The 25846-nt window shown below is 47.0% G+C and carries 37 protein-coding genes; 35 read left to right on the top strand and 2 right to left on the bottom strand.

Annotated elements, in window-relative coordinates:
- The 28 genes from rpsJ to rplQ all read left to right on the top strand — a co-directional run bounded on the left by rpsJ (nt 1) and on the right by rplQ (nt 13418).
- Nucleotides 1–312, top strand: a complete 312-nt coding sequence (rpsJ, locus tag QZJ86_RS17075) for a 30S ribosomal protein S10 (RefSeq protein ID WP_020484801.1) — start codon at nt 1–3, stop codon at nt 310–312.
- 30 nt (nt 313–342) lie between these two features.
- On the top strand, nt 343–993 hold the full coding sequence (gene rplC, locus QZJ86_RS17070) for a 50S ribosomal protein L3 (protein ID WP_301671685.1): 651 nt from the start codon (nt 343–345) through the stop codon (nt 991–993).
- 3 nt (nt 994–996) lie between these two features.
- Nucleotides 997–1617 (top strand): 50S ribosomal protein L4, encoded by a 621-nt coding sequence (rplD, locus tag QZJ86_RS17065; protein ID WP_301671684.1) that lies wholly within the window; start codon nt 997–999, stop codon nt 1615–1617.
- Nucleotides 1618–1619: 2 nt separating this feature from the next.
- Nucleotides 1620–1913: a 50S ribosomal protein L23 gene (gene rplW / locus QZJ86_RS17060; protein ID WP_301939016.1), complete on the top strand. Its 294-nt coding sequence runs from the start codon at nt 1620–1622 to the stop codon at nt 1911–1913.
- Nucleotides 1914–1946: 33 nt separating this feature from the next.
- Nucleotides 1947–2774, top strand: a complete 828-nt coding sequence (rplB, locus tag QZJ86_RS17055) for a 50S ribosomal protein L2 (RefSeq protein WP_301671683.1) — start codon at nt 1947–1949, stop codon at nt 2772–2774.
- A gap of 12 nt (nt 2775–2786) precedes the next feature.
- On the top strand, nt 2787–3059 hold the full coding sequence (gene rpsS, locus QZJ86_RS17050) for a 30S ribosomal protein S19 (protein ID WP_301671682.1): 273 nt from the start codon (nt 2787–2789) through the stop codon (nt 3057–3059).
- Nucleotides 3060–3068: 9 nt separating this feature from the next.
- A complete protein-coding gene (gene rplV, locus QZJ86_RS17045; RefSeq protein WP_301671681.1) occupies nt 3069–3401 on the top strand; it encodes a 50S ribosomal protein L22 in 333 nt (110 codons plus the stop codon).
- Between the two features lie 9 nt (nt 3402–3410).
- Nucleotides 3411–4082: a 30S ribosomal protein S3 gene (gene rpsC, locus QZJ86_RS17040; protein WP_301671680.1), complete on the top strand. Its 672-nt coding sequence runs from the start codon at nt 3411–3413 to the stop codon at nt 4080–4082.
- Between the two features lie 19 nt (nt 4083–4101).
- Nucleotides 4102–4515 (top strand): 50S ribosomal protein L16, encoded by a 414-nt coding sequence (rplP, locus tag QZJ86_RS17035; protein ID WP_026602118.1) that lies wholly within the window; start codon nt 4102–4104, stop codon nt 4513–4515.
- Complete coding sequence (rpmC, locus tag QZJ86_RS17030; RefSeq protein WP_301671678.1) at nt 4515–4706, top strand: 50S ribosomal protein L29; 192 nt, start codon at nt 4515–4517, stop codon at nt 4704–4706. The genes rplP and rpmC overlap by 1 nt, the downstream gene beginning before the upstream one ends.
- A gap of 2 nt (nt 4707–4708) precedes the next feature.
- Nucleotides 4709–4972, top strand: coding sequence for a 30S ribosomal protein S17 (gene rpsQ / locus QZJ86_RS17025; RefSeq protein WP_301671677.1), 264 nt, complete (start codon nt 4709–4711; stop codon nt 4970–4972).
- Nucleotides 4973–4999: 27 nt separating this feature from the next.
- Nucleotides 5000–5368, top strand: a complete 369-nt coding sequence (gene rplN, locus QZJ86_RS17020) for a 50S ribosomal protein L14 (RefSeq protein WP_301671676.1) — start codon at nt 5000–5002, stop codon at nt 5366–5368.
- A 14-nt stretch (nt 5369–5382) separates the two neighbouring features.
- Entirely contained in the window at nt 5383–5700 is a 318-nt protein-coding gene (rplX, locus tag QZJ86_RS17015; RefSeq protein WP_301671675.1) for a 50S ribosomal protein L24, read from the top strand.
- Nucleotides 5701–5712: 12 nt separating this feature from the next.
- On the top strand, nt 5713–6252 hold the full coding sequence (gene rplE, locus QZJ86_RS17010) for a 50S ribosomal protein L5 (protein WP_301671674.1): 540 nt from the start codon (nt 5713–5715) through the stop codon (nt 6250–6252).
- A gap of 12 nt (nt 6253–6264) precedes the next feature.
- The gene (gene rpsN, locus QZJ86_RS17005; RefSeq protein ID WP_301671673.1) at nt 6265–6570 is read left to right on the top strand and encodes a 30S ribosomal protein S14; all 306 of its coding nucleotides are present in this window, start codon (nt 6265–6267) and stop codon (nt 6568–6570) included.
- 27 nt (nt 6571–6597) lie between these two features.
- Nucleotides 6598–6993 carry a 30S ribosomal protein S8 gene (gene rpsH / locus QZJ86_RS17000; RefSeq protein ID WP_301671672.1) on the top strand — a complete coding sequence of 132 codons (396 nt, stop codon included), beginning with the start codon at nt 6598–6600 and terminating at the stop codon, nt 6991–6993.
- Nucleotides 6994–7009: 16 nt separating this feature from the next.
- Nucleotides 7010–7543: a 50S ribosomal protein L6 gene (gene rplF, locus QZJ86_RS16995; protein WP_301671671.1), complete on the top strand. Its 534-nt coding sequence runs from the start codon at nt 7010–7012 to the stop codon at nt 7541–7543.
- An 8-nt stretch (nt 7544–7551) separates the two neighbouring features.
- Nucleotides 7552–7905 (top strand): 50S ribosomal protein L18, encoded by a 354-nt coding sequence (gene rplR, locus QZJ86_RS16990; protein WP_301671670.1) that lies wholly within the window; start codon nt 7552–7554, stop codon nt 7903–7905.
- A gap of 9 nt (nt 7906–7914) precedes the next feature.
- The gene (gene rpsE, locus QZJ86_RS16985) at nt 7915–8421 is read left to right on the top strand and encodes a 30S ribosomal protein S5 (RefSeq protein WP_301671669.1); all 507 of its coding nucleotides are present in this window, start codon (nt 7915–7917) and stop codon (nt 8419–8421) included.
- 6 nt (nt 8422–8427) lie between these two features.
- Complete coding sequence (rpmD, locus tag QZJ86_RS16980; protein WP_020484818.1) at nt 8428–8613, top strand: 50S ribosomal protein L30; 186 nt, start codon at nt 8428–8430, stop codon at nt 8611–8613.
- The gene (rplO, locus tag QZJ86_RS16975; RefSeq protein WP_301671667.1) at nt 8613–9047 is read left to right on the top strand and encodes a 50S ribosomal protein L15; all 435 of its coding nucleotides are present in this window, start codon (nt 8613–8615) and stop codon (nt 9045–9047) included. Before rpmD ends, rplO begins: the two co-directional genes overlap by 1 nt.
- Entirely contained in the window at nt 9048–10373 is a 1326-nt protein-coding gene (secY, locus tag QZJ86_RS16970; protein ID WP_301671666.1) for a preprotein translocase subunit SecY, read from the top strand.
- 18 nt (nt 10374–10391) lie between these two features.
- Nucleotides 10392–10505, top strand: coding sequence for a 50S ribosomal protein L36 (gene rpmJ, locus QZJ86_RS16965; RefSeq protein WP_082885534.1), 114 nt, complete (start codon nt 10392–10394; stop codon nt 10503–10505).
- A gap of 77 nt (nt 10506–10582) precedes the next feature.
- The gene (gene rpsM / locus QZJ86_RS16960) at nt 10583–10939 is read left to right on the top strand and encodes a 30S ribosomal protein S13 (RefSeq protein ID WP_301671665.1); all 357 of its coding nucleotides are present in this window, start codon (nt 10583–10585) and stop codon (nt 10937–10939) included.
- Nucleotides 10940–10962: 23 nt separating this feature from the next.
- Nucleotides 10963–11349 (top strand): 30S ribosomal protein S11, encoded by a 387-nt coding sequence (gene rpsK, locus QZJ86_RS16955; RefSeq protein WP_020484822.1) that lies wholly within the window; start codon nt 10963–10965, stop codon nt 11347–11349.
- An 18-nt stretch (nt 11350–11367) separates the two neighbouring features.
- Complete coding sequence (rpsD, locus tag QZJ86_RS16950; RefSeq protein WP_301671664.1) at nt 11368–11988, top strand: 30S ribosomal protein S4; 621 nt, start codon at nt 11368–11370, stop codon at nt 11986–11988.
- A 23-nt stretch (nt 11989–12011) separates the two neighbouring features.
- The gene (locus tag QZJ86_RS16945) at nt 12012–13019 is read left to right on the top strand and encodes a DNA-directed RNA polymerase subunit alpha (RefSeq protein ID WP_301671663.1); all 1008 of its coding nucleotides are present in this window, start codon (nt 12012–12014) and stop codon (nt 13017–13019) included.
- Between the two features lie 18 nt (nt 13020–13037).
- On the top strand, nt 13038–13418 hold the full coding sequence (rplQ, locus tag QZJ86_RS16940) for a 50S ribosomal protein L17 (RefSeq protein WP_301671662.1): 381 nt from the start codon (nt 13038–13040) through the stop codon (nt 13416–13418).
- A 229-nt stretch (nt 13419–13647) separates the two neighbouring features.
- Here the strand turns inward: rplQ and QZJ86_RS16935 are convergent, their stop codons facing one another.
- On the bottom strand, nt 13648–14157 hold the full coding sequence (locus tag QZJ86_RS16935) for a DNA-deoxyinosine glycosylase (RefSeq protein ID WP_301671661.1): 510 nt from the start codon (nt 14155–14157) through the stop codon (nt 13648–13650).
- Between the two features lie 137 nt (nt 14158–14294).
- Nucleotides 14295–14858: a Smr/MutS family protein gene (locus tag QZJ86_RS16930; RefSeq protein ID WP_301671660.1), complete on the bottom strand. Its 564-nt coding sequence runs from the start codon at nt 14856–14858 to the stop codon at nt 14295–14297.
- Between the two features lie 64 nt (nt 14859–14922).
- Here QZJ86_RS16930 and surE point away from each other — a divergent pair, with 64 nt between their 5' ends.
- From surE to QZJ86_RS16895, 7 genes are all read left to right on the top strand, one after another.
- The gene (gene surE / locus QZJ86_RS16925; RefSeq protein WP_301671659.1) at nt 14923–15678 is read left to right on the top strand and encodes a 5'/3'-nucleotidase SurE; all 756 of its coding nucleotides are present in this window, start codon (nt 14923–14925) and stop codon (nt 15676–15678) included.
- Nucleotides 15675–16337: a protein-L-isoaspartate(D-aspartate) O-methyltransferase gene (locus tag QZJ86_RS16920; RefSeq protein WP_301671658.1), complete on the top strand. Its 663-nt coding sequence runs from the start codon at nt 15675–15677 to the stop codon at nt 16335–16337. The genes surE and QZJ86_RS16920 overlap by 4 nt, the downstream gene beginning before the upstream one ends.
- Nucleotides 16338–16643: 306 nt before the next feature.
- Entirely contained in the window at nt 16644–19391 is a 2748-nt protein-coding gene (locus QZJ86_RS16915) for an Hsp70 family protein (RefSeq protein ID WP_301671657.1), read from the top strand.
- A 178-nt stretch (nt 19392–19569) separates the two neighbouring features.
- Nucleotides 19570–20562 carry a UDP-N-acetylglucosamine 4,6-dehydratase (inverting) gene (gene pseB, locus QZJ86_RS16910; protein WP_301671656.1) on the top strand — a complete coding sequence of 331 codons (993 nt, stop codon included), beginning with the start codon at nt 19570–19572 and terminating at the stop codon, nt 20560–20562.
- A 10-nt stretch (nt 20563–20572) separates the two neighbouring features.
- Nucleotides 20573–21730: a UDP-4-amino-4,6-dideoxy-N-acetyl-beta-L-altrosamine transaminase gene (pseC, locus tag QZJ86_RS16905; RefSeq protein ID WP_301671655.1), complete on the top strand. Its 1158-nt coding sequence runs from the start codon at nt 20573–20575 to the stop codon at nt 21728–21730.
- 85 nt (nt 21731–21815) lie between these two features.
- Nucleotides 21816–24275, top strand: a complete 2460-nt coding sequence (locus QZJ86_RS16900; RefSeq protein WP_301671654.1) for an O-linked N-acetylglucosamine transferase family protein — start codon at nt 21816–21818, stop codon at nt 24273–24275.
- 65 nt (nt 24276–24340) lie between these two features.
- Nucleotides 24341–25840: a class I SAM-dependent methyltransferase gene (locus tag QZJ86_RS16895; RefSeq protein WP_301671653.1), complete on the top strand. Its 1500-nt coding sequence runs from the start codon at nt 24341–24343 to the stop codon at nt 25838–25840.
- Nucleotides 25841–25846: the final 6 nt, after the last annotated feature.

Below are 25846 nucleotides of genomic sequence, written 5' to 3'. Positions count from 1 at the left end.
ATGGCTAATCAAACTATCAGAATCCAATTGAAAGCGTTTGATCATAAGTTAATTGATCAGTCTGCGGGTGAGATAGTAGAAACAGCGAAGAGAACAGGCGCCCAAGTAAAGGGCCCCATTCCTTTGCCTACTAGAAAAGAACGTTTTACTGTATTGATTTCACCGCACGTTAATAAAGATGCGCGTGATCAATATGAATTGAGAACTTACAAAAGGTTGCTTGATATAGTCGAGCCAACTGATAAGACTGTGGATGCCTTGATGAAATTAGATCTGGCGGCCGGAGTCGATGTTCAAATTAAGCTTAAATAGCGGCAAGTTATAATTTAGAGGGATTGGCAGATGTCAATAGGTCTTATTGGTCGTAAATGTGGTATGACCCGAATTTTTTGCGAAGATGGCTCTTCGGTACCTGTTACCGTGCTTCATATCGACTCAAACAGAGTCATTCAGGTGAAAAGCGTCGAAAACGATGGTTATCGTGCTGTTCAGGTGGCTGCGGGTGATATTAAGTCTTCAAAAGTCAACAAAGCAATGGCTGGGCATTACGCATCTGCCAATGTCACCGCAGGTCGTGGTTTGTGGGAGTTCCGGTTAAGCGATAGCGAAGGTGCCGAACTGTCCGCAGGTACAGAGCTGAAAGTAAACGTATTTGAAGCGGGACAAGTAGTTGATGTTTGCGGCACTAGTATTGGTAAAGGTTTTGCCGGTACTGTCAAACGTCATAATTTCAGGACACAAGATGCCACTCATGGTAACTCGCGTTCACATCGTGTTCCAGGTTCAAGCGGTATGAACCAAACACCAGGACGCGTGTTTAAGGGTAAGAAAATGTGTGGGCATATGGGGGCAGTCAAAACCACGATACAGAATTTGACGATCCACGCTGTTGATGCAGAGAGAAACCTGATTCTCGTCAGAGGTGCTGTGCCTGGTGCCAAAGGCGGAGATGTGGTTATTACACCCGCAGTAAAAATGTTAAATAAAGGTTAATTTATGACTTTGCAAATACCTGCAATTAATAATCAAGATTCTGCTCAGGCACTTGAAGTTTCTGAATCGGTTTTCGGTCAGGATTTCAACGAAACGTTAGTGCACCAGTTGGTTACTAAATATCTGTCTGCTGCACGGGCTGGCACTAAAGGTCAAAAAAATCGCGCCGCAGTAAGCGGTGGCGGTGCAAAACCCTTTAGGCAAAAAGGCACAGGTCGCGCTCGCGCCGGTACAACGAGAAGCCCAATATGGCGGACCGGTGGTGTAACTTTCGCAGCACAACCAAGATCGTTTGATCAGAAGCTGAATAAAAAAATGTATAAAGTCGGCATAAGATCGATTTTCTCGGAATTGTTAAGACAGGGTAGATTAGCTGTTTGTAACGATATCACCCCTGCAACCCCTAAAACTAAAGAGTTCCTGCGCAAAATACAAGGTATCGATGCGAAGCGATTGTTAGTGGTAGCGGATGATTTGAACGAGAATTTGATTCTTGCGGCTAGAAATATACCTTATATAGCGGTCGTTACGCCAAGCAGTGTAGACCCTGTTTCCTTAGTTTCTGCTGACAAGGTAATTGCGACAGCAACAGCGCTGAAACAGATCGAGGAGCGTTTGGCATGAGTATCGAACAAATTAAATTAGCAAGTATTTTGTATGCGCCGATTGTGTCAGAAAAGAGCTCTAACGCTGCTGACCAGCATAATCAATTTGTATTCAAAGTAAAGAAATCAGCAACCAAGTTGCAGATTAAAAACGCAGTTGAGTTGATGTTTGGTGTTGAAGTAGCTTCCGTTCGCGTTCTGAATGTTAAAGGAAAGATTAAACGATTCGGACGTACATTGGGTAAGCGGTCTGACTGGAAAAAAGCGTATGTAAAGCTTCAGTCTGGCCATAACATTGAATTAGCGACAGCATAATACTTTTAGGCAAATAAGGAGCGGTAGAAGAGCATGGCTATTCTAAAATCAAAACCGACATCTCCGGGTTCTCGGTTTGTAGTGCGTGTACAAAATAATGATTTGCATAAGGGTAAGCCATTTGCACAACTACTAGACAAAAAGAGCAACACCGGCGGTCGTAATAATCTCGGTAGAATCACGACTCGTCATATTGGCGGCGGGCATAAAAAATTCTATCGCATTGTTGACTTTAAACGGGATAAAACAGATATCCCGGCAGTCGTTGAGCGTATTGAATACGATCCAAATAGAACGGCGAATATTGCGCTTGTTCTATTTAAGGATGGCGAGCGTAAATACATAATTGCACCAAAAGGCATTGAAATCGGGCAGGAAATACTGAGTTCGGAAACGACACCGGTTAAGCCAGGTAATTGTATGCCTCTGCGCAATATGCCTTTAGGTACTACGCTTCACTGCATCGAGCTCAAGCCTGGAAAAGGCGCTCAAATTGCCAGAAGCGCCGGTACTTCCGTTCAATTAGTCGCTAAAGACGGCGCATATGTTACTATCCGCCTCCGCTCGGGCGAGATGAGAAAAGTACCGTCCGATTGTAAAGGTGTTGTCGGAGAGGTGTCTAATTCAGAGCATAACCTTATCTCGTTGGGTAAGGCCGGAGCTAAAAGATGGCGGGGTGTTCGGCCAACCGTTAGAGGTGTGGCGATGAACCCTGTAGACCATCCGCATGGTGGTGGTGAAGGTAGAACATCAGGTGGTAGACATCCTGTGTCTCCCTGGGGTACTCCAACCAAAGGTTACAAAACACGAAAAAACAAACGTACTGACAATATGATTGTCAGACGCCGTAAGCAAAAATAAGAGGTATCTGACGTGCCACGTTCAATTAAAAAAGGTCCATTTATCGATCACCATCTGCTGAAAAAAGTAGATGAAGCGGTGAGAACGAATAATAGGAAACCGATTAAAACCTGGTCTAGAAGGTCGATGATTAGCCCGGATATGTTGGGTTTGACCATAGCTGTGCATAATGGCAAACAACATGTGCCTGTATTGATCTCGGAAAATATGGTCGGCCACAAGTTGGGTGAGTTCTCGCCGACAAGAACTTACAAAGGCCATATTGCAGACAAGAAATCAAGATAAGGAGTGAATGTGGAAGTTTCGGCTAAATTAAGTAATGCTCCTCTTTCTGCGCAAAAAGCACGGCTGGTTGGGGATCAAATACGCGGGTTACCGGTTGAGAAAGCCTTGAACTTGCTGAGTTTCAGCTCTAAAAAAGCTGCTGCGATAATCAAAAAAGTTCTTGAGTCTGCGATAGCGAACGCAGAGCATAATGAAAGTGCTGACGTTGACGAATTACGTGTTTCTACGGTGTTCGTTAATGAAGGAAGAACCTTAAAGAGAGTTAGCGCAAGAGCAAAAGGGCGTGCGAACCACATCCTGAAAAGAACTTGTCATATAACAGTTAAAGTAGCAGAGAAATAGAGGTATAAGATGGGACAAAAGGTACATCCCACGGGGATTCGTCTCGGGATCGTTAAAGATTGGACTTCGAGATGGTACGCAAATAGCCAGAATTACCCGATTCTTCTGTTGCAGGATCTGAAAGTTCGCGAATATATCAAGAAAAAACTGGCTCATGCGTCGGTCAGCAGGGTGCAGATAAATCGTCCTGCAAATAACGCAAATATCACGGTTCACACCGCGCGTCCAGGTATAGTGATTGGTAAAAAAGGCGAGGATATCGATATCTTGAGGCAGAACATTTCAGCGATGATGGGTGTGCCTGTCCAGTTGAATGTAGAAGAAATTCGTAAGCCGGAATTGGATGCATACCTAGTAGCCGAAAGTATCGCTCAACAGCTGGAAAAGCGGATCATGTATCGTCGCGCAATGAAAAGAGCCGTGACTAACACCATGCGATTGGGTGCCGAAGGTATCAAAATCACCGTTGCTGGTCGGTTGAATGGTGCCGAGATCGCTAGAACCGAATGGTATCGCGAGGGCCGGGTGCCTTTGCATACATTAAGGGCTGATATTGATTATGGAACCGCTGAGGCGAAAACCACTTACGGAATAATCGGCATCAAGGTGTGGATATTCAAGGGTGAGGTGTTTGACATGGATGCGCATACAGCATCTCTAAGCGCTGACTCAAAAAAATAGTTGAAGGGGTATAGTAGAGATGCTTCAGCCAAAAAGAACAAAATTCCGCAAGCAACATACCGGTAGAAATAACGGTACGGCATTACGCGGTTCATCGGTAAGCTTCGGCGAGTATGGCTTAAAATCAATAAGTCGTGGTAGAATGACGGCCCGCCAGATTGAGGCGGCTAGAAGAGCGATTAGTCGCCATGTGAAGCGTGGTGGAAAAATCTGGATAAGAATTTTTCCAGACAAGCCTATTACTAAAAAACCTCTGGAAGTTCGTATGGGTAAAGGTAAGGGAAGTGTCGAATATTGGGTCGCTCAAATTAAGCCAGGAACCATGCTATTTGAAATTGAAGGTGTTTCTGAGGAATTAGCTAGAGAGGCTTTTGAGTTAGCTGCAGCTAAATTGCCAGTTAAAACTACCTTTTCTGCACGGACAATAATGTAATGAAAGCAATAGATTTACGGAAAAAAACTAAAGAAGAGTTGAATGCCAGTCTTTTAGAGTTGTCGCGTGAACAGTTCAATTTGAGAATGCAAAAAGGAACTGGTCAGCTTACCAAGTCAAGTCAAATAAAGCAGGTAAGGCGAGATATTGCTCGCATTAATACTATTCTAAATGAAATGGTAAGAGTATAGATATGAGCGAAAATCTAGAAAGTGTACGAAAAGTAACTGGCCGTGTCGTAAGTAATAAGATGGATAAAACTGCATCTGTCTTGGTTGAGCGATTGGTTAAGCATCCAGTATATGGGAAGTACATCAAACGTTCTACCAAGCTTCTTGTGCATGACGAAAATAATGCTTGTCAAGAAGGCGATATAGTATCAATTACATCTTGTCGCCCTATATCAAAAAATAAGGCGTTTAAATTGTTAGAAGTTTTAGAAGCTTTTAACAAATAATTAATAATTTTAGTTGGGATTTAAAAAATGATTCAGATGCAAACTAGCCTTGACGTCGCCGATAACAGTGGCGCAAAAAAGGTCATGTGTATCAAGGTTCTTGGAGGATCGCACCGCCGCTACGCCGGCATTGGCGATATCATCAAGGTAAGTGTCAAAGACGCTATGCCGCGTACCAGGGTAAAGAAAGGCGATGTGTACAACGCATTGGTGGTTAGAACACGTAAAGGTGTTCGTCGTGCCGATGGTTCAGTGATTCGCTTCGATGGTAATGCGGCCGTGATTTTAAATAACCAACTACAACCAATTGGTACTCGTATCTTTGGGCCGGTTACGCGCGAATTGAGAGGGGATAGATTTATGAAAATTATCTCTCTTGCGCCAGAAGTATTATAGGTTGAGGTCCAAAGATGCAAAAGATTAAGCAAGGCGACGAAATAATTGTAATCGTCGGAAAAGATAAAGGTAAATTAGGAAAAGTTAGCAAGGTTCTCGAAGATAACAAGTTGTTGGTCGAGGGTATCAATTTAGTCAAGAAGCACCAAAGAGGTAATCCCAATTTAGGTGTTTCTGGCGGTATCGTTGACAAAAACATGCCTATTGATATCTCGAACGTGGCTTTATTTAACCCGAAAACTAAAAAAGCCGACAGAGTTGGGTTTAGAGTTCTGGAAGATGGGAAAAAAGTCAGATATTTTAAATCTACAAACGAAAACGTCGGTCTTTAAGGTAATAAAGCTATGGCTAGACTACAAAGTAAATATAAAACAGAAATCGTTCCCGCGCTGCAGGAGCAATTTGGTTACAAAACCGTAATGCAGGTTCCTAAGTTAACCAAAATTACCTTGAATATGGGTGTTGGTGGAGCTGTTGCGGATAAAAAAGTGTTGCAATCTGCGGTCGCGGATATGGAAAAAATATCCGGGCAAAAAGCAGTCATCACTTTGGCAAGGAAGTCTATTGCTGGTTTTAAAATTCGTGATGACATGCCAATCGGCTGCAAGGTAACCTTGCGTAGCGATAAAATGTATGAATTCTTGGATAGATTAATCACAATTTCAATTCCGCGTATTCGCGACTTTAGAGGCATGAGTTCTAAGAGCTTTGATGGTCGTGGAAATTATTCTATGGGAATAAAAGAACAGATTATTTTCCCTGAAATTGATTATGACAAAATTGATGCGCTTCGTGGTATGGATATTTGTATCACAACAACGGCTAAAACCGACGAAGAAGGTCTTGCGTTGTTGAAATTATTCAATTTTCCATTTAAAAACTAAAGGCGTATTGAGATGGCTAAAAAATCAATGATTGCGCGTGAAGTCAAGCGCGAAGGTCTGATAAAAAAATATCAGGCAAAAAGAAACGAATTGAAGGAAGTAATTAGATCTCCTAACAGCTCTTTTGAAGAAAAGGAGAATGCTCAAATTCAACTTCAAAAATTGCCGAGAGACTCCAGTCAGTCAAGATTGCGTAACAGATGCAAGCTGACAGGTCGTCCGCACGGTTATTACAGAAAATTTGGTCTCAGCAGAAATAAACTACGGGAAGCTACTATGCGTGGCGATGTTCCGGGTTTAGCAAAAGCTAGCTGGTAGTTCTGTTTAAGTTTTGGAGAATTGAAAATGAGTATGACAGATCCAATAGCAGATATGCTAACCAGAATTAGAAATGGTCAATCTGCTGGAAAGAAAAGCGTAAAAATCCCTTCATCTAAATTGAAATTGGCAATTGCGAAGGTTTTGAAGGAAGAAGGCTATATCACCGATTACAAAACGGAAGTCACCGGTTCGCATGCAGAGATGACTGTCGAGTTGAAATATTTTAACGGTACTCCAGTTATCGAGAGTGTTAATCGGGTTAGTCGTCCAGGTCTTAGAATTTATAAATCTAAAGACGAATTACCAAAAGTGTTGGGCGGTTTAGGTATAGCTATCGTTTCAACCTCAAACGGTGTGATGACAGATCGCGCCGCTCGCGCTATTGGGCACGGCGGCGAAGTTATTTGCACTGTCTGCTAAATTTCCGGGGTATATCATGTCGAGAGTAGCTAATGCGCCTATCGCGTTGCCATCAGGTGTTGATGTCAAAGTTGATGGTAAAAAAATGGTAGTCAAGGGCAAATTGGGGCAGCTTGCATTTGATCTTTGCGATGCGGTTGATCTCGAGATCAACGCTAACGAAATAAAAATTAAGTGGGATGACAGTGTAAAAGGGGCTAAAGCCCATGCTGGCACCGCTAGAGCGTCAATTAACAATATGGTAAAAGGCGTTTCTGAAGGTTTCGTGAAGAAAATGCTTTTAGTTGGGGTTGGATACAGGGCGCAAGTCAAAGACAATCTGCTGACGCTGTCTTTGGGATATTCAAACCCAGTCGAATATTTGATTCCCGATGGCGTAACCGTTGAAGCACCTACACAAACTGAGTTGCACGTTAAGAGCAGTGACAAGCAGAAAGTAGGTCAAGTCGCTTCAGAAATCAGAGCTTTTCGTCCGCCAGAGCCATATAAAGGGAAGGGCGTTAGAATTGCTGACGAATATGTGGCTAGAAAAGAAGCCAAAAAGAAATAGGTGAAGTAATGGATAAGAAGTCTTCCAGATTAAAAAGAGCGTTAAAACTGCGCTGCAAAATTAAAAAGTTGAATGTAAATAGACTGACTATACATAGAACTTCACAGCATATTTATGCCCAAGTTTTGAGTGTTGATGGTTCATCCACCCTTGCTTCGGCATCGACCTTACAAGCTGATGTGAAAGCGGGTCTTGGCAACACCAGCAACATCAAGGCCGCAATAGAGGTTGGTCGTATCGTTGCCGAAAGGGCTATCGCTGCTGGTGTAACTGAAGTTGCATTTGATCGCTCTGGTTTTAAATATCATGGCCGCGTGAAAGCGTTAGCGGACGCTGCACGTGAAGCCGGCTTGAAGTTTTAGGGGAATAGCATGGCAACAGCACCATCTCAAGGTAGTACAGACGGATTACAAGAGAAATTAGTTTCGGTAAGACGTGTAGCGAAAGTTGTGAAAGGCGGTAGAGTATTTGGTTTTGCTGCGCTGACAGTAGTTGGCGATGGCGATGGTCGGATTGGTTACGGAGTCTCCAAAGCAAGAGAGGTTCCGGTAGCTATTCAGAAATCGCTTGAGCAAGCTAGAAAAAATATGCGTAAAGTTGCCCTGAAGGACGGGACTTTGCAATATTCAATTATGTCGAATACCGGCGCCGCCAAGGTATATATGCAGCCTGCGTCAGAGGGTACTGGTATCATCGCGGGTGGCGCGATGAGGGCGGTGTTCGAGGTTGTTGGTGTGCATAACGTACTGGCGAAATGCATCGGAACAAGCAACCCCATCAATGTTGTCAGAGCGACAATTAATGGCTTAAGCGGTATGCATGATGCTAAGAAAATCGCAGCTAAACGCGGTTTAACTGTTGATCAAATAACAGGGTAAAACTATATGTCTGGCAAAAAGTTAAGTGTAATGATGACAAAAAGCAAGAACGGTCGCTTAAAAAGTCATCAACAATGTTTAAAAGGGTTGGGATTGAGCAGGATTAGGCAGGTTGTCGAAGTAATAGATACGCCTGAAAATCGCGGGATGATCAACAAAATTGCTTATATGCTTAAAGTTGAGGAAGTTTAATGTATCTAAATACAATCCAAGCGGCATGTGGCGCAAGAAAAAAGGCCAAGCGAGTTGGTAGGGGTATTGGTTCTACCGATGGAAAAACCTGCGGTAGAGGGCATAAAGGTCAAAAGGCTCGATCTGGCGGATTTCATAAAGTGGGTTTTGAAGGCGGCCAAATGCCGTTACAGCGCAGATTGCCTAAAGTAGGTTTTACCTCAAGAATTAAGAAATTTACGGCTGAGGTTCGTCTGGCTGAAATTAATGCGCTCCCAACTGATTTGATAGACATTCAAGTGTTAATCAGCAACAACGTTATTCCTGTATTTTCGAAGAAGGTTAAAGTTGTTAATACCGGTGTTGTGTCTCGGCCTTTGACATTAAAAGGAATCAATGTTACAGCGGGCGCAAAATCAACAATAGAAGCTGCTGGTGGCAAAGTAGAGGCCTAAGTGAGTGCAAAAGGGTTTGACGTTTCTGCGGGGACATTTCGGTTTGCAGAGCTGAAGTCTAGGTTGCTTTTTGTTTTAGGAGCATTTGTTGTATACAGAATTGGTGCTCATATTCCTGTTCCAGGAATTGACCCAAAAGCGCTTGCTACAATGTTCGAGCAGCAATCAGGCTCTATTCTAAACATGTTTAACATGTTTTCGGGTGGAGCGCTGATGCGATTAAGCCTGTTTGCGCTAGGTATTATGCCTTACATTTCTGCATCGATTATCATGCAGCTTATGACAATAGTCATACCTGCAATGGAGCAGTTAAAAAAAGAGGGCGAATCTGGGCGAAGAAAGATATCTCAGTACACCCGTTATGGAACTGTGGTTTTAGCCATGTTTCAATCGGTAGGCATATCTGTGGCGTTGCAAAATCAGACTGCTGGCGGCCTTGCGGTGGTGTTGCAGCCGGGCATGAGTTTTGTAGTGGTCACGACCATAACTTTGGTGACCGGTACTATATTTTTAATGTGGCTGGGTGAGCAAGTCACTGAGCGGGGTATAGGTAACGGTATATCGTTGATTATTTTTGCTGGTATCGTTTCGGGTTTGCCTTCCGCTATTGGTGGAACGCTTGAGCTTGCACGTACCGGTGAGATGAATAGCGCATTTATTGTTGTTCTTTTTGCTTTGTCTATAGTCGTTACTGGAATAGTGGTCTTTGTTGAGCGTGGCCAACGAAGAATTACCATAAACTATCCCAAGCGCCAGCAAGGCAACAAGGTTTATGCAGGACAAAGCTCATTTCTGCCGCTGAAGTTAAATATGGCTGGTGTTATTCCACCTATTTTTGCATCGAGTATTATATTGTTTCCGGCTACAATAGCTGGCTGGTTCGGCAACGTTGATGGCTTTTCTTGGTTGCAGGACATATCTTCGGTCTTGTCTCCTGGTCAGCCTGTTTATGTTTTGTGTTATGCCTTAGCTATCATTTTCTTCTGTTTTTTCTATACCGCGTTGGTATTCAATTCAAAAGAAACGGCTGAAAACTTGAAAAAGTCTGGTGCTTATTTGCCTGGTATTAGACCGGGTGCGCACACCACCAGCTATATCGATAAAGTCATGACAAGGTTAACGCTGATAGGCGCAGTCTATATAACGCTCATCTGCTTGTTGCCTGAATTTTTAATTGTTTACTGGAATGTTCCTTTCTCCTTTGGCGGTACGTCTTTATTGATTATCGTTGTGGTAGTGATGGACTTTATATCTCAGATGCAAACTCATTTAATGTCCCAGCAGTATGAGGGACTGATGAAAAAAGCAAATCTGAAAAAATCTTAATAGTTAGAGGAGTTTGCCGTGAAAGTACGAGCTTCAATTAAAACCATATGCAAAAGCTGCAAAGTAATTAAAAGAAATGGCGTGGTCCGGGTCATCTGTAAGGATGGCAGGCATAAACAGCGTCAAGGCTAACTTGTTTTTGTGATTTATTTTGCGAGGTGGTATAATGCCTCGTTTAACCTTATAGTACTGATTTTTGGAGTATCTGAATGGCTCGTATTGCCGGTATAAACGTGGCTGATCATAAGCATGCGGAGATAGCGTTAACAGCTATCTATGGAATAGGCAGGCAAACTGCTAGAAACATCTGCAACGAAGTTGGAGTGCAGCCAACTGTTAAGATCAAGGATCTTTCTGAAGATCAGGTCGAGTCGATACGTAAGGTTATTTCTGGTATGACAGTGGAAGGCGATCTTCGTAGAGAAGTCTCTATGAATATCAAAAGGCTGATGGATCTCGGATGCTATCGAGGCATTAGGCATCGTCGCGGCTTGCCATTGAGAGGTCAAAGAACCAGAACTAACGCAAGGACTAGAAAAGGTCCGCGGAAATCAGTCACCAAATAAGAAAATCTAGATAGGCAAGTTTCATGGCAACCCAGAATAGAGTAAAAAAACGCATTAAGAAAGAAGTCGCAGACGGCATCGTTCATGTGCATGCTTCTTTTAATAATACGATCGTGACTATTACGGATAGAAAAGGTAATGCGTTATCGTGGGCCACGTCAGGCGGGTCAGGCTTTCGGGGTTCGAGAAAGAGCACCCCGTTCGCGGCGCAGGTCGCTGCGGAGAAGGCCGGTGCTGTCGCTCAAGAGTATGGCATGAAAAATCTTGATGTTATGATCAAGGGGCCGGGGCCAGGTAGAGAATCCGCTGTTCGTTCTTTGAATAGCATGGGTTTTAAAATTTCAAATATCGTGGATGTAACGCCCATTCCTCATAATGGTTGCCGTCCACCTAAAAAACGTCGTGTTTAGGATAGTGGAGTAAATTTAATGGCAAGATATCTTGGTCCTGCTTGCAAGCTGAGTCGTAGGGAAGGTACTGATTTATTTTTGAAAAGCAGAGGAAAGTCTCTGGAAAGCAAATGTAAATTAGATCAAAGACCTGGTCAACATGGCGCTAAGCGTACAAGGAATTCTGATTATGCTATGCAGCTCCGTGCTAAACAGAGATTGCGTCGCATCTACGGCGTTTTAGAAAAGCAATTTAGAAATTATTACAAAGCCGCTGATTTACAGAAAGGCGCAACAGGCCAAAACCTGCTGGATTTTCTTGAATCTCGTTTGGATAACGTCGTCTATCGTATGGGCTACGCATCAACACGCGCAGAAGCGCGCCAGTTAGTGTCTCATAAAGCCATTCTTGTTAATGATCGGTTAATTAATATCCCTTCATACCAAGTAGCTGCCGGTGATGTTGTTAAGATTAGAGAGAAAGCTAAGAGCCAACAACGAATCAAAGATTCTTTGGTGGTTACTGAGCAATACGGCTTTCCGGTATGGGTTGAAGTAAACTCGAAAGATATGAGCGGAATATTTAAATCGGTACCGGATCGTGTGGATCTGGGATCTGATATCAACGAACAGTTGGTTGTTGAGCTTTATTCTAAGTAGTAAATAAGTCCAGGATTTAAATTATGCAGAGTTCTATTGTTGGCCTACTGAAGCCTAGACTTGTCGAGGTTATAAACGAATCGGCCAACCACTCAAGAATTGTGATTGAACCTTTGGAGCGTGGCTTTGGACATTCTCTGGGTAACGCGTTGCGAAGGGTTATGCTTTCTTCGATTCCTGGCTGTGCCGTTACCGAGATATCTATCGATGGTGTTTTGCATGAATTCACCACGATAGAAGGCGTTCAAGAAGATGTTATTGACATTATTCTTAACCTTAAAAAGCTGGCAGTTATCGTTCATTCCAAAGATGAAGTGACATTAACTTTGTCGAAAAAAGGCGTGGGCGCTGTTACCGCTCGTGATATCGAGTTGCCGCATAACGTTGAAATTGCAAATCCGGATCTTGTTATCGCTAATATCACCCAGGATTGTGCGCTTAACATTAAGATTAAAGTTGAACGCGGTAGGGGCTATGTTCCTGCGAGTTTGAGAAAGGAAATGTTCGACGACGCACCGGTCGGGGTATTAATGATCGATGCGGCTTTCAGTCCAATCGTTAAGGTTGCATATCATGTTGAAAGTACGCGCGTTGAGCAGCGTACTAACCTCGATAGGCTTGTTATCGAATTGGAAACAAACGGTACAGTCGATCCAGAGCAGGCAATTAAATTAGCGGCATCTATCTTGCATGATCAGCTGTCGGTGTTTGTTGATTTCGAGAAAGTGAACGAACAGGTTCAGGAAGAAGTAGCTGTTGAAGAGGAGACTTTCGACCCTGTGCTGCTGCGTCCTGTCGATGATTTAGAGTTAACGGTTCGCTCTGCCAATTGCCTGAAGGCTGAAAATATTTTCTATATTGGTGATTTGATTCAACGTACTGAAGTTGAGCTGTTGAGAACGCCTAATCTGGGTAAAAAATCATTAACAGAAATTAAAGATATTCTTGCGATTAAGGGCTTGTCATTAGGGATGCGGTTGGAAAACTGGCCCCCGGAAAATTTGGCCGATCAATCGCAAGCTGGAATTTGAATATAAGGCATTTTAAAAATGAGACACCGTAAATCTGGAAGACAGTTAAATAAGAACAGCAGCCATAGAAAAGCACTGTTTAGTAATATGGCTTGCTCGCTGTTCAAGCATGAGTTGATAAAAACGACTTTGCCAAAAGCGAAAGAGTTGCGTGTAATGGCAGAGCCTTTAATTACGCTGTCAAAGAACGATTCAGTGGCGAAGCGTCGCCAAGCGTTTTCTAAGCTGCGCGATCGAGACGTCGTAACTAAGTTGTTTAACGAACTTGGACCTCGCTATCAGTCCAGAAACGGTGGATACTTAAGGATTATTAAGTGCGGTTTCAGAGCAGGTGACGACGCTCCAATGGCTTATGTCGAGCTGGTTGATAGACCCGAACCTGTTCAAGCTTCAGAATAGCCTCATCTAGCTTTACTGTTCTAAGTAAAATATAAAAGTCTCAATAGACAGAGTCTGGCATCCGTGTCGCTCTGTCTATTCGCGTTTTGTCCAATAGATTTTCTCCTCCGGTTTTTGCTCAGTCAAAGCCTTTCTCCAATTTACTTCATACTGAATTTCGGTTCTGTCTTATCCTTGATATCGACGGTTCAGTCGCTACGATCTTGTAATTGATCTAAGTGGCGTCGTTTTATCGATTGATCAGCGATGTCAATATTTGCCATTCGCTGAACTTATCTTGAAAAGACATGGCAGCATGGGCAGGACTAGTGGACGGTAATCGTCGGTAAGTCAATTTGTCGGGCGGTATACTGGGCTGAACGTGTTTCCGGAAGGTCTGTTCCGCAGTCGAGCCATTGAAAAATACATGCGTGATCAATGGCTGTTCTAGGAAAAAGTTAACAAAATCATTGGTGATAATGGACTGTTTGTTGATGTCTGTATCGAGGCTACTTGTCCGATAACAATATTTGACAACGTCCCATAGCGCTATCCCGGCCTCTGTTAATGCTTGAATCCGTGACGGGTACGGGCAATTAGAATCGACCATTAAAACTTGACAAATGATAGGCCAGAATTGATTGCGCGGATGTGCGTAGTATTGTTCGGCGTGCAGGGATGCTTTTCCAGGAATGCTACCCAAAATTAGTATCCGCGCATCGGCTGCTGCGATGGCCGGGAAGCCGTTGATGTAACTCATTGTTTGAATTGGTTTGTCGAGGCGGGGCGGGGCGGTTGCCGGGCTTTGTTAAAGTCCAAAATATCCAGCTTTTCATTAAAATTAAATTCGTTCCCACAGTACATATTCTATCGTCAGCCAAGAATTGTATGACTGAGTTAAACATCGTCGTCCAATGAAATAAATTTATTAGGCAATCGTAATAAGGCAAATAAGGCGCCGGCGCCGCCGGATTTAGGTTGGGCGGAGCAAAACGCCAGCACGTCTTTATGCTGGCGCAGCCAGAGGTTAATGTCATTTTTTAACACCGGTTGATTGTCCGGCGAGTTGTAACCCTTGCCGTGAATGATCTGCACACAACGGCAACCGTCCTCTACGCAACGATGCAAAAAACGCAATAATTGTTGCTGTGCGTCGCGGCTACTTAAACCGTGTAGATCAATCTCGGCATCTAAGCCGTAATAGCCTTTTCGAAGTTTTCTGATCACGTTTTTCTGCAAACCTGGTACTAGAAATGCGATCGTGTCTTCTTGAAACAAGGTTTCCAGGCAGCCGTCTACGTCTTTTTGTAAAGGGTCAACCTGTTCCAGCGGTTTATACAACGGTACTGGTCTTGGCTTTTTGTCGGGCTTAAGAAGCACTGTGTTGGTGTCTATGGCTTTGACTTTGCCGATCGTGTTTCTAAACAAGATTGCGTCGTCGGGAGTGGTTTTTTTTGTCACGTAAGCTGCTGGTTTTGCGGTTTTTTTGCTACTATGCGGGAATTTTAAAGCGTTTTACAGCAGTATGCACATACTAATCAGCAACGACGACGGTTATTTAGCCCAGGGCATTAACACACTGGCAGTGGCCTTACGCCGATACGCCGAGGTGTCGGTAGTGGCCCCGGATAAAAATCGTAGCGCGGCTAGCAATTCCTTAACCTTGGATATGCCTTTACGCGCCACTCCCTGTGATAACGGTTTCGTTCGAGTCGATGGCACCCCAACCGATTGTGTCCATCTGGCGATAACCGGTTTATTAGAGCGCGAACCCGATATGGTGTTTGCCGGTATCAACCACGGTGCCAATCTTGGCGACGACGTGCTGTATTCCGGCACAGTGGCGGCGGCTACCGAAGGGCGTTTTTTAGGCTTGCCGGCGGTGGCAATTTCTTTGGCCTCTAGTGATCCCAAACACTTCGATACAGCAGCTCATGTTGCTGTGACATTGATGCAAAAAATTCTAGCCCACCCCCTGCCAGAAGATACCCTGTTAAATGTTAATGTTCCGGACTTGCCAATCGTCGAACTGAAAGGCTATCAAGCCACTCGGCTAGGCCAACGCCATAAAGCTGAAGCGGTAATTCGTTCCAGTGATCCGCGCGGACACACCATATATTGGGTAGGTCCGCCGGGCAGCGAACAGGATGCTGGACCGGGCACCGATTTCGATGCAATTAGAAACGGCTACGTTTCAGTTACCCCATTACAACTGGATTTGACCCGCTACGAGCGTCTGCAGGGATTGCGCGATTGGCTGGTATTGGAGACACAGGTATGAGTCGACGTCTACAAGGTATAGGCATGACCTCGCGGCGCACCCGCGAACGGATGATTTCTCGCTTGCGGGAGCAAGGCATTACCAACAGCAAAGTATTAGCGGTAATGGCCGAGACGCCACGCCATATTTTTGTCGATGAGGCTCTGGAGAGCCGTGCCTACGAAGATACCGCCTTGCCGATAGGCCATAATCAAACTATTTCCCAGCCGTACATCGTCGCCAAAATGACCGAGCTCTTGCTGGAGCATGGCCCGCTTGGCAAGGTATTGGAAATCGGCACCGGCTGTGGCTATCAAGCCGCGATATTGGCCAAACTCGTTGGTCAGCTTTACTCGGTGGAACGCATCGCGCCGTTAATGAAAAAAGCCAGGGATACACTATGGGAATTGAATATCAAAACCGTCGGTTTTAAACACAGCGACGGTGGTTGGGGTTGGCCGGAACATGCGCCGTTTGATGGCATTCTAGCCGCTGCCGCACCGGTGGACATTCCCGATGCCCTGCTTGAACAAATGGCTGTCGGCGGAGTGATGGTCATTCCGGTGGGTCTCGAAGGCCTGCAAGAGTTACATCGCATCACCCGTACCGAGCACGGTTTTGAGGACGAGGTGATAGAACGAGTAACGTTTGTGCCGTTTTTGTCGGGCGTTAGTCAGTAATTATTGAATGTAAGCGCGGACTGTTTCGATTTTAGAAAATGACGCCGAGTGCTGCCGTAGGTAGAGATTGTCATTAAGGCTGTAAATCTGGCAAGTGAGAATGACCTTGCTGATAAAGGTTCGGATGATTGGGGGTAAGGCTTAATTCGGCTAGTTGTGTTGCGCTAGTGATCGACTTTACTGAACGGTATTCGCGTAGCGGTGAAAAACCAGAATATTTCGCGTTAAACCCGATTAGAATACGTTCAGCAGTAGGGGCTGATCCGCCGACGTCAGATAATAATTACAATAAACCATTTAACACGCTTGAATAAACACACTTCGTCCTATCTGGTAGGAATCGACCTAGGCACGACTCATACCGTCGTCGCCTATGCAAATACCAACGATCCAGAAAAAACCATTCACCTATTCGAAATTCCGCAACTGATCTCCCCTGGCGAAGTGGCCGCTAGGCCCTTGTTGCCGTCGGTACGTTACCATCCGGCAGAGGGAGAGCTCAGCAGCGATGCCGGGTATTTGACGACGGAGGACGGTGCGGTGCTGGGCGAGGCTGCTCGCCTATTGGGCGCGAAATCGCAAGGGCGCTTAGTCACTAGCGCTAAAAGTTGGTTGTCGCACACAGCAGTCGATCATGCGGCGCCGATTTTGCCGTGGGGTAGCGACAATTCGGTATTCAAAGTGTCGCCGTTGGCGGCCAGTGCCAGTTACTTGGCGCATGTGTGTACGGTCTGGACGCAACGATTCCCGGATGCGCCGCTGCCTGCGCAAAATGTCGTGATCACCGTGCCGGCCTCGTTTGACGAGTCGGCCCGCTCATTGACCTTGGCGGCAGCGAAGATGGCCGGTTTAAGCGATGTGCGTTTGTTGGAGGAGCCGCAAGCAGTCTGTTACGACTGGTTGCGCCACCATGCCGGCAATATCAAGCCCAGTTTGGCCGGCAGCCGGCTATTGCTGGTTTGTGATGTCGGCGGCGGTACCACCGATTTAACCTTGATCAAAATCGAACATGGCGATGGCGAGCCGCAATTGACACGGATTGGTGTCGGCGATCATTTGATGTTGGGCGGTGACAATATCGATTTGGCGCTTGCGCATCTTGCCGAAAGCCGTTTGCGGGTGGACGATAAAAAGCTTTCGACGGCAGATTTGTCGCAATTGCTCGAACAATGCCGAGTCACCAAGGAGTGTTTGCTGGCCGAAGACGCGCCGGTGCAAATGGCCGTGACCTTGTTGGGCAGCGGTTCCAAATTGATCGGCGGCAGCAAAAGCACCGCGCTGAGCCGGGAAGAAGTCGAGCGGATTGCGCTGGATGGGTTTTTGCCCTTGTCGGCACTGGATGAGTTGCCGGATAGGAAGCGTAGCGGCGTGGTGGAGTTTGGCTTGCCTTACGCGGCGGAGCCGGCGATCAGCAAGCATATTGCTGCTTTTTTGCAGTTGCACGCTCACGCCGCGCACGCCGCGCACGCCGCGCTAGACGGCGAGAGTATCGTGCCGGACGCCTTATTGTTGAATGGCGGCGTGTTTCGTAGTTCGGCCATGGTGCGGCGCGTAGTCGACCTGCTGGCGACTTGGCGCAGCGGCCAACCGCCGTTGTTGCTCGATAACCGCCACCCCGAGCTGGCAGTAGCCTATGGCGCGGTGAGTTACGCCATCGCCCGCCGCGACAAGAAAGTTAGGATCGGCGGCGGCGCGGCGCGTAGTTATTTTCTATTGGTGGACAATGGCGCCGATCTGGTCCGGCGTGGAGTTTGTATCCTGCCGAAAGGCAGCGAGGAAGGGCATGAGATTGTCTTGACCGATCGCCAATTCGGCCTTCGGGTCGGCCAGCCGGTACGCTTTCATTTGCTGTCCGCTAGCGGCGACGGCGATTACCGTCCCGGCGATATTATCGAACTCGACGAAGGACGCTTTCATAGTCTGCCGCCGTTGGCGGTCGCTTTCGACGGGCAACAGAAAGCCGAAGTGACCGTGCAGTTGTCTGCCACCTATACCGAAGTCGGCACCTTGCAATTACAATGCGTGGCTGTGGCGGATGCCGGCCAGCGTTGGGATGTGGAATTTCAAATCCGCAACAAAAGCCGGCAAACGGTTGCAGCGGAGTTGCCTAGCCAACTAACGCAAGCACTGGAAAAAATCCAGGCGGTGTTTGGTGCTAAGTCCAAGCACGTCGATCCGCAGGCTGTGAAAACCCTACGCGCGGATCTGGAAAAAGTCTTAGCCGCGCCGCGCGGCGATTGGTCCACCCCGCTGCTGCGCGAGTTGTTTGGGGTGTTGTTGGAGGGCGGCAAATACCGGCGGCGTAGCGAGCAACACGAGCGCTTGTGGTTGAGCCTAGCCGGCTTTTGCCTGCGGCCGGGTTTCGGTCATCCCTTGGATGATTGGCGCGTCGAGCAGCTTTGGAAGCTTTATCCGGAAGGTCTGCAATTTGTAAACGAAAAGCAGAACTGGGCGGAATGGTGGACGCTGTGGCGGCGAGTGGCTGGCGGCCTGCAAGCGGATGCCCAGAAACAGATCTTTAATGACCTCGCTAAATTCGTTAATCCCGCTGTGGCTCGTCAGGCCGGCGTCGCCAAACAATTGGTCACGCGTGGTTACGAAGACATGGTGCGGCTGGCCGCCGCTTTGGAACGGCTGGCGATAGCCGATAAAATTCAACTCGGCGAGTGGTTGCTGAAACGTTTGGAAAAATCCGGTGAACCGGAGCAAAGTTGGTGGGCGGTAGGGCGAATCGGCGGACGGATTCTGTTTCATGGTAACAATCATGATGTGATTGCACCGGCCACAGTCAGTCTCTGGCTCGAACAATTGCTGAAAGCCGACTGGAAAAAACAGCCGCAAGCCGGGTTTGCCGCCACGCTGCTCGCTCGCCGCTGTGCCGACCGGGCTCGCGACATCGATGAAGATTTGCGTTTGCGGGTATTGGATAAGCTCAAACAAAGCAAGGCTGCTGCATCTTGGCAAGAAATGGTTGCCGAGTATAAACAGTTGGACGAGCAACAAGAGAAGCAGATATTCGGTGAGGCCTTGCCGCCAGGTTTACGTTTGATTTAATGCAGTTCGCGGTCTATTGTTTGGCGACAATCTTGGTGCGATACCATGCGGCAACACTGATGAGTCTTCTCGCGAAAAACGTATTTCGTGCTAAGGTTTTAATGCTTCATTCGTCGCCGACGAGTTAAGTTGGTTTGCCGAAGTTGCTTGAGTAAATATAAAGGGTAATGTCCAGATCATGATAAGCGGAAAAAGTGTGCTGATAACAGGCGGAACAGGGTCGTTCGGCAAAGAGTGTACAAAGGTGCTTCTCGATCGATATAGCCCTAAAAGAGTGGTGATTTTTTCCAGGGACGAACTTAAGCAGTTTGAAATGCAACAGCGGTTTAATCAATCATGCATGCGTTATTTCATCGGCGATATTAGGGATCAAAGTCGGCTGAAAAGAGCGCTGGAGGACATCGATATCGTGATTCATGCCGCTGCGCTGAAGCAAGTGCCCGCTGCGGAATACAATCCATTTGAATGTATCAAGACCAATGTGCTGGGTGCGCAAAACTTAATTGAGGCTTGTTTGGATAGCCAGGTAAAACGGGTCGTAGCCTTATCAACCGACAAAGCCGCGGCGCCTATCAATTTGTACGGTGCAACTAAACTGTGTTCCGACAAGCTGTTCGTGGCGGCCAATAATATTAAGGGTTCCCGAGACATTCGCTTTAGCGTGGTGCGCTACGGCAATGTGATGGGAAGTCGAGGATCGGTGGTGCCGTTTTTTCTGCAACAGCGTAACACCGGGGTTTTGCCGATTACCGACCCGGACATGACACGCTTCAATATCAGTTTGCGAGAAGGCGTGGATATGGTGTTGTGGGCAATTGAGAATGCCTGGGGCGGCGAAGTGCTGGTGCCGAAAATCCCTTCTTACCGGATTACCGATATGGCTGAGGCGATCGGTCCGAGTTGTGAGCAGCAGGTGATTGGCTTACGCGCCGGCGAAAAAATTCACGAGGAAATGATTACCGTTAGTGACAGTTTCAACACCGTGGATTTGGGCAACTATTACGCTATTCTGCCGGCGGGTGCTAGTTATAACATGAAAAATTACTGTGCTCGTACCGGCGCGCAAAAAGTAACGCCAGGTTTTAGCTACAACAGCGGCAGCAATCAGCATTTTCTATCGGTCGATGAATTGCGTGATCTGATTGCCGAGCACGCTGCTTCGGCGCAATAGCGAATCAGTCGTGATTCCTTACGGTCGGCAAAATATTTCCGAGTCCGACATTCAGGCGGTCGTAGAGGTTTTGCAATCGGATTTTTTAACGCAAGGTCCAATGGTGCCAGCGTTTGAAAATGCGCTTGCTCAATACTGCGGCGCTCGGCATGCGGTGGCGGTGAATAGCGCGACCTCTGCGCTGCATCTGGCCTGTCTGGCACTGGGCGTCAAGCCGGGCGATCGGGTTTGGACTAGCCCGATTACCTTTGTAGCCAGCGCTAACTGTGCGTTGTATTGCGGAGCCGGCGTCGATTTCGTCGATATCGATCCGCTGACTTACAATCTCAGTGTCGAATGCCTGGCTGAAAAATTACGCCAAGCCGAACGGCGCGGTTGTTTACCCAAGGTAGTGATCCCCGTGCATTTTGCCGGATTATCCTGCGACATGGAGGCCATTCATCGCTTGAGTCGGCAATACGGCTTCAAAATCATTGAGGATGCCTCGCATGCGATTGGCGGCCGTTATCGGGGCGAGCCGATCGGCAATTGCCGTTATGCCGACATCGCCATCTTCAGTTTCCATCCGGTCAAAATCATTACCACCGGCGAAGGCGGCATGGCGCTGACTAACGATGCAGGGTTGGCCAAAAAGATGGCATTGCTGCGCAGCCACGGTATAACGCGCGAGCCGGCGGATATGACCCAAGCAGCGGATGGCCCTTGGTATTATCAGCAGATCGAGCTAGGCTTCAATTATCGAATCACCGATATTCAGGCGGCATTGGGCTTAAGCCAACTTAACCGGCTGGATGCTTTTGTCGATCGTCGGCATCAATTAGCCGAAATATACCGGCAGCAGTTAGCAGGGCTGCCGCTCAATTGGCAGTTACAGCCGGATGATTGCCGTTCCTCGCTACATCTTTTCGTCATCCGTCTGCAAACTTCGCAGATCGGCAAGCCCCACTTAAATGTTTTTCGGCAACTGCGCGACGCCGGCATAGGTGTCAATCTGCATTACATTCCGGTTCATTTGCAGCCTTATTATCAAAATCTGGGCTTTAAACCGGGCGATTATCCGCAAGCGGAACAATACTATGCCGAAGCAATCACGCTACCGCTTTATCCGGATCTGACCGAATCTCAAGTGCTGCAAATATCTGGCGCGTTGCAGGAGAATTTGAATTGACCATGGTCATGGTTGACCTTACGCCCGCGAACTACTGCGATGCGCGGCTTTTGATGTCATATCCACAGCTACAGAGCAAAAAACAATGAAGTTGACTCAACTGATCGCAGTAATGGAGCGGGCAAAACAACTTGAAGCACAAGGTGAGATTAGCGGTGCTATCGAGGCCTATCAAGAATGGCTAGCTCAGGCAAATAGCGATGAACTTCACTTGCGTCATGTGGCGTTATACAACCAAGGGCTTTTGTTTCGGTCACTTGGCCGATCACCTGAGTCGATAGTCGCTTATGAAGCGGCATTGCAGCTCAAACCGGATTTTTACCAGGCCGCAGTGAATTTGGGTTTGGCATATGAGGCGATGGGAGACGCCCAAAAGGCTATTGAGGTTTGGCAACGCGCTCTGCAACCCGCCGAGGCGCAAACTCTGTTATTGAATCACAGCGGTCGCGTCCATGAGAACGCGCGGCGTTACGATCAAGCGGAAATGTTGCTAAAGCGCAGCCTGATAACTAATCCCGAACAGCCCGATGTCATTCAGCACTATCTGCATATTCGGCAAAAAATATGTCATTGGCCAATTCTTGAGCCAGTGGCGGGTATATCGGAACAGCAACTGCTTGAGCACTGTGGTCCTTTAGGGATATTGGCCTTAACTGACAGCCCCTCGATACAGTTAAGCGTAATTTCTGCGTGGGTTGATCGTAAAGTGCCGAGAAATCTGCCTCGTATGTCGCCCGTAGCAGGCTATCAGCACGATAAACTTCGAATCGGTTATCTGTCGGGTGATTTTTGTTGGCATGCCGTGTCCATTTTGTCTGCCGAATTATTCGAACTGCATGATCGGCAGCGCTTCGAGATAAGTGCTATCGATTACAGTGTAGACGACGGTGGCGCTCTCAGACAGAGAGTATTGCAGGCCATGGATCATCATGTGCCGATTCATGGCCTGTCTGATCGGGAAGCAGCACAGGCGATACGTGACCGGGAAATCGATGTGCTGATCGATTTAACCGGATTGACCTCGGGAGCAAGGCCGACCATCTTGGCTTACAAACCGGCTCCTATCCAGGTTTCCTACCTTGGTTTTGTCGGCACGATGGGCATGCCGGAAATCGATTACGTTTTGGCCGATCGATTTGTGTTTCCGGAGGCGCTGGCGCCGTACTTTGTCGAGAAGCCACTGTATCTGCCAGATGTTTACCAGGTAAACGATACCCAGCGAGGCATCGGCGAGACACCCAGCAGGGCGGCGTGCGGGTTGCCGGATGACGGCTTTATCTATTGTTCGTTCAACGGTAATTATAAAATCAGCCCGGAGGTGTTTTCTGTCTGGATGAGAATATTGAGCCGCGTTCCCAAGAGCGTTTTGTGGCTGGTCGCGGACAACGAAATGGCAAAAGCCAATCTTCGTGACGAAGCGCAGAAACAGGGTGTCGATCCGGGCCGTTTGATTTTCGCGGCGAAGGTTACGCCGATGGAATATCTCGCGCGTTATCGATTAGCGGATTTGTTGCTCGATACTAGCCCATATAATGCCGGAACGACTGCTAGTGATGCCCTCTGGGCGGATTTGCCGGTATTGACCTGTCCAGGTAATACTTTCGCCTCTCGCATGGCGGGAAGTCTTTTGAACGCGGTGGGGTTACCCGAACTGATCATGCCGAATTGGCATGCTTACGAAGAGCGAGCAGTCCTGCTTGCACAACAACCGCAACAAATTGCCGATTACAAAACCTATTTGCGTACCCGTAAACTTGAAACACCTTTGTTTGATTCAAAACGATTCGTTCGTAGCCTCGAACAGGTGTTATTGGACATATGTCATCGGCCAATCCATTATTTGCCCGAGCACAATCGGAAGCCGGTCATTGAAATTGTTAGCGCCACGCTGAAGACCGAAGATGATTTTTGGATGCGATCGGCATTGGGTTTGTCTTTAAAACGTTTGCAGCACGATAAACGTATGCGTGCGCATGTGTCCTATCAAAATCGGCGTGGATTGCCGGAAGTCTATAATGAGCGGATTCTTTCCGACGATGCTGCCGATTTCTTGGTATTTATGCATGACGACGTCTGGATTGACGATTTCTATCTGGTGGATCGCTTGATCGAAGGCTTGCGAGAGTTTGACGTCATTGGTGTCGTTGGCAATAAACACAGGCAACCGTATCAACCAAGCTGGGCATTTGTTCACGTTGATGGTGGCTTGAGCGCGGATGTTGCGGAAAATTTTAGCGGTTCCGTTGCACATGGAACCGACGCTTGCGGAAAAATCAGCTGCTACGGGCCCGCGCCTAGCGCCTGCGAGCTATTGGATGGGCTATTCTTGGCCGCATCAAAAAGTATTTTGCTGAAGGCCGAACTTTTGTTCGATCCGCGTTTTGATTTTCATTTTTATGATTTGGACTTTTGCCGTAGCGCGGCGAAACACGGGTTAAAAATCGGTACCTGGCCGATTTGTCTCACTCATCAGAGCGGCGGTGCTTTTGGAACCCAGGAATGGGAAAGCGGCCGAATGCAATATTTTGGCAAATGGGGTTCGTAGCTTACTTTTGGTCATCAACACGCAACAGTTGTCAATTACTCAATATGCATGCAATTACGAATTAAATGAAGGCTTTTCTCTATCACATCGCTTATTCCCCCAAAACGTTAGATTCAATGGAAGAGGGGTATTTACTGTTCGACAATACCGCCAACGAACGTCCGGATTGGTTTGAGTATTGGCCGATACGCAAGTACTTCCAAGATTCCCCTGCTCTCGATGAGTCAGCTTATTACGGCTTTTTTTCGCCGCGCTTTCGCGATAAGACAGGCATGTCTTATCGTGATGTCATGTCATTTATCGAGGCCGGAGCAGATGATACGGATGTTTTTCTGTTTAGCCCGCAACCGGATATCGGTGCTTTTTTTAGGAACGTGTTTGAAGGCAGCAACGTTTCCGATCCAGGCGCAATGGCGACTTGTCAGCAGTTTTTTGACCGAATTGGCTTCGCCGTTGATTTGCAGACGTTGGTTATGGATTCCCGAAACATTGTCTTCAGCAATTATTTCGTGGCTAAACCGTGCTTTTGGCGAACTTGGCTGGAGATAACCGAAAAACTTTTCGCCATAGCCGAGCAGCCGAATGGCGAAGATGAATTGACCCAACAGCTATCGCATAAAACCGCTTATCCCGGAGCAGTAGCGCGTAAAGTGTTTGTTGTCGAAGGGGTCGCTTCGCTGCTATTAAGTGACAATACCTGGAAAACCGAAATCTGTAATCCCTTTACAATGAGTTGGTCCAATCAACTGGGACAGTTTAAACACCAGGCAATAATCAGTGATGCGCTGAAAATTGCGATGAATCAGCAAGGTTTTCCTGAATATGCTGCAGCTTACAATCAAATTCGGCAGCAAGTATTTCAGAAAATACCCCAAGCAAATCCACAAGGTTCTCATATGAAACAAACTCCCGCGCACGACTTATTCAACGATTCGATATTGGCTATGTTGCCACCCAAACTGGACAAAGTGGTGGAAGTCGGTTGCATGCGTGGAACGCTAGCCAAGGAATACCTGAAAACCAGTCCGGATTGCCATTGGATTGGTATCGATATTGACGACGACAATGTCGCGATTGCTCAGCAGGTGTGTCGTCAGGCGTTATGCGCTGACATCGAAAAAATGACCGATGTCGAACTAGATACTTTGTTTCCTTCAGATGTTTGGGTATTTGGTGACGTACTTGAGCATTTGCGTGATCCTTGGCTAGTACTGCGAAAACTCAGGTCTCGAATGACGCAAGGCAATGCTGTGATTGCTTGCATACCCAACGCGCAACATTGGAGTTTTCAAGCCAGACTCAACATCGGCGAGTTTAGGTACGAAGATAGCGGACTGTTTGATCGAACTCATCTGCGGTTTTTTACCCGCAAGACAATTTTCGAAATGTTTGAATCAAACGGTTTTCGAATTGAGTCGGCGGTATCAAGAGTATTTAATTTTCCAGGCGGAGACAAGTACATGCCACATATTCGGGCAATGGCAATCGCCAGCGGGCATGATCCGGAACAAGCGGAGAAAGACGCCATGGCGTTCCAGTATGCGGTGCGGGCAGTGGCGATATGATTTCTT

Origin of the sequence: Methylomonas montana (genome assembly GCF_030490285.1) — a bacterium.
Taxonomy (GTDB): Bacteria; Pseudomonadota; Gammaproteobacteria; order Methylococcales; family Methylomonadaceae; genus Methylomonas; species Methylomonas montana.
The sequence above is the reverse complement of the archived record's forward strand: the minus strand, read 5'-3'. Positions and strand labels throughout refer to the sequence as shown.

What these genes read in the sequence shown, in the direction of transcription:
- rpsJ (WP_020484801.1), top strand. Translation starts at nt 1, where the DNA reads ATGGCTAATCAAACTATCAGAATCCAATTGAAAGCGTTTGATCATAAG.
- rplC (WP_301671685.1), top strand. Translation starts at nt 343, where the DNA reads ATGTCAATAGGTCTTATTGGTCGTAAATGTGGTATGACCCGAATTTTT.
- rplD (WP_301671684.1), top strand. Translation starts at nt 997, where the DNA reads ATGACTTTGCAAATACCTGCAATTAATAATCAAGATTCTGCTCAGGCA.
- rplB (WP_301671683.1), top strand. Translation starts at nt 1,947, where the DNA reads ATGGCTATTCTAAAATCAAAACCGACATCTCCGGGTTCTCGGTTTGTA.
- rpsC (WP_301671680.1), top strand. Translation starts at nt 3,411, where the DNA reads ATGGGACAAAAGGTACATCCCACGGGGATTCGTCTCGGGATCGTTAAA.
- rplP (WP_026602118.1), top strand. Translation starts at nt 4,102, where the DNA reads ATGCTTCAGCCAAAAAGAACAAAATTCCGCAAGCAACATACCGGTAGA.
- rpmC (WP_301671678.1), top strand. Translation starts at nt 4,515, where the DNA reads ATGAAAGCAATAGATTTACGGAAAAAAACTAAAGAAGAGTTGAATGCC.
- rpsQ (WP_301671677.1), top strand. Translation starts at nt 4,709, where the DNA reads ATGAGCGAAAATCTAGAAAGTGTACGAAAAGTAACTGGCCGTGTCGTA.
- rplN (WP_301671676.1), top strand. Translation starts at nt 5,000, where the DNA reads ATGATTCAGATGCAAACTAGCCTTGACGTCGCCGATAACAGTGGCGCA.
- rplX (WP_301671675.1), top strand. Translation starts at nt 5,383, where the DNA reads ATGCAAAAGATTAAGCAAGGCGACGAAATAATTGTAATCGTCGGAAAA.
- rplE (WP_301671674.1), top strand. Translation starts at nt 5,713, where the DNA reads ATGGCTAGACTACAAAGTAAATATAAAACAGAAATCGTTCCCGCGCTG.
- rpsN (WP_301671673.1), top strand. Translation starts at nt 6,265, where the DNA reads ATGGCTAAAAAATCAATGATTGCGCGTGAAGTCAAGCGCGAAGGTCTG.
- rpsH (WP_301671672.1), top strand. Translation starts at nt 6,598, where the DNA reads ATGAGTATGACAGATCCAATAGCAGATATGCTAACCAGAATTAGAAAT.
- rplF (WP_301671671.1), top strand. Translation starts at nt 7,010, where the DNA reads ATGTCGAGAGTAGCTAATGCGCCTATCGCGTTGCCATCAGGTGTTGAT.
- rplR (WP_301671670.1), top strand. Translation starts at nt 7,552, where the DNA reads ATGGATAAGAAGTCTTCCAGATTAAAAAGAGCGTTAAAACTGCGCTGC.
- rpsE (WP_301671669.1), top strand. Translation starts at nt 7,915, where the DNA reads ATGGCAACAGCACCATCTCAAGGTAGTACAGACGGATTACAAGAGAAA.
- rpmD (WP_020484818.1), top strand. Translation starts at nt 8,428, where the DNA reads ATGTCTGGCAAAAAGTTAAGTGTAATGATGACAAAAAGCAAGAACGGT.
- rplO (WP_301671667.1), top strand. Translation starts at nt 8,613, where the DNA reads ATGTATCTAAATACAATCCAAGCGGCATGTGGCGCAAGAAAAAAGGCC.
- rpsM (WP_301671665.1), top strand. Translation starts at nt 10,583, where the DNA reads ATGGCTCGTATTGCCGGTATAAACGTGGCTGATCATAAGCATGCGGAG.
- rpsK (WP_020484822.1), top strand. Translation starts at nt 10,963, where the DNA reads ATGGCAACCCAGAATAGAGTAAAAAAACGCATTAAGAAAGAAGTCGCA.
- rpsD (WP_301671664.1), top strand. Translation starts at nt 11,368, where the DNA reads ATGGCAAGATATCTTGGTCCTGCTTGCAAGCTGAGTCGTAGGGAAGGT.
- QZJ86_RS16945 (WP_301671663.1), top strand. Translation starts at nt 12,012, where the DNA reads ATGCAGAGTTCTATTGTTGGCCTACTGAAGCCTAGACTTGTCGAGGTT.
- rplQ (WP_301671662.1), top strand. Translation starts at nt 13,038, where the DNA reads ATGAGACACCGTAAATCTGGAAGACAGTTAAATAAGAACAGCAGCCAT.
- QZJ86_RS16935 (WP_301671661.1), bottom strand. Translation starts at nt 14,157, where the DNA reads ATGAGTTACATCAACGGCTTCCCGGCCATCGCAGCAGCCGATGCGCGG.
- surE (WP_301671659.1), top strand. Translation starts at nt 14,923, where the DNA reads ATGCACATACTAATCAGCAACGACGACGGTTATTTAGCCCAGGGCATT.
- QZJ86_RS16920 (WP_301671658.1), top strand. Translation starts at nt 15,675, where the DNA reads ATGAGTCGACGTCTACAAGGTATAGGCATGACCTCGCGGCGCACCCGC.
- pseB (WP_301671656.1), top strand. Translation starts at nt 19,570, where the DNA reads ATGATAAGCGGAAAAAGTGTGCTGATAACAGGCGGAACAGGGTCGTTC.
- QZJ86_RS16900 (WP_301671654.1), top strand. Translation starts at nt 21,816, where the DNA reads ATGAAGTTGACTCAACTGATCGCAGTAATGGAGCGGGCAAAACAACTT.
- QZJ86_RS16895 (WP_301671653.1), top strand. Translation starts at nt 24,341, where the DNA reads ATGAAGGCTTTTCTCTATCACATCGCTTATTCCCCCAAAACGTTAGAT.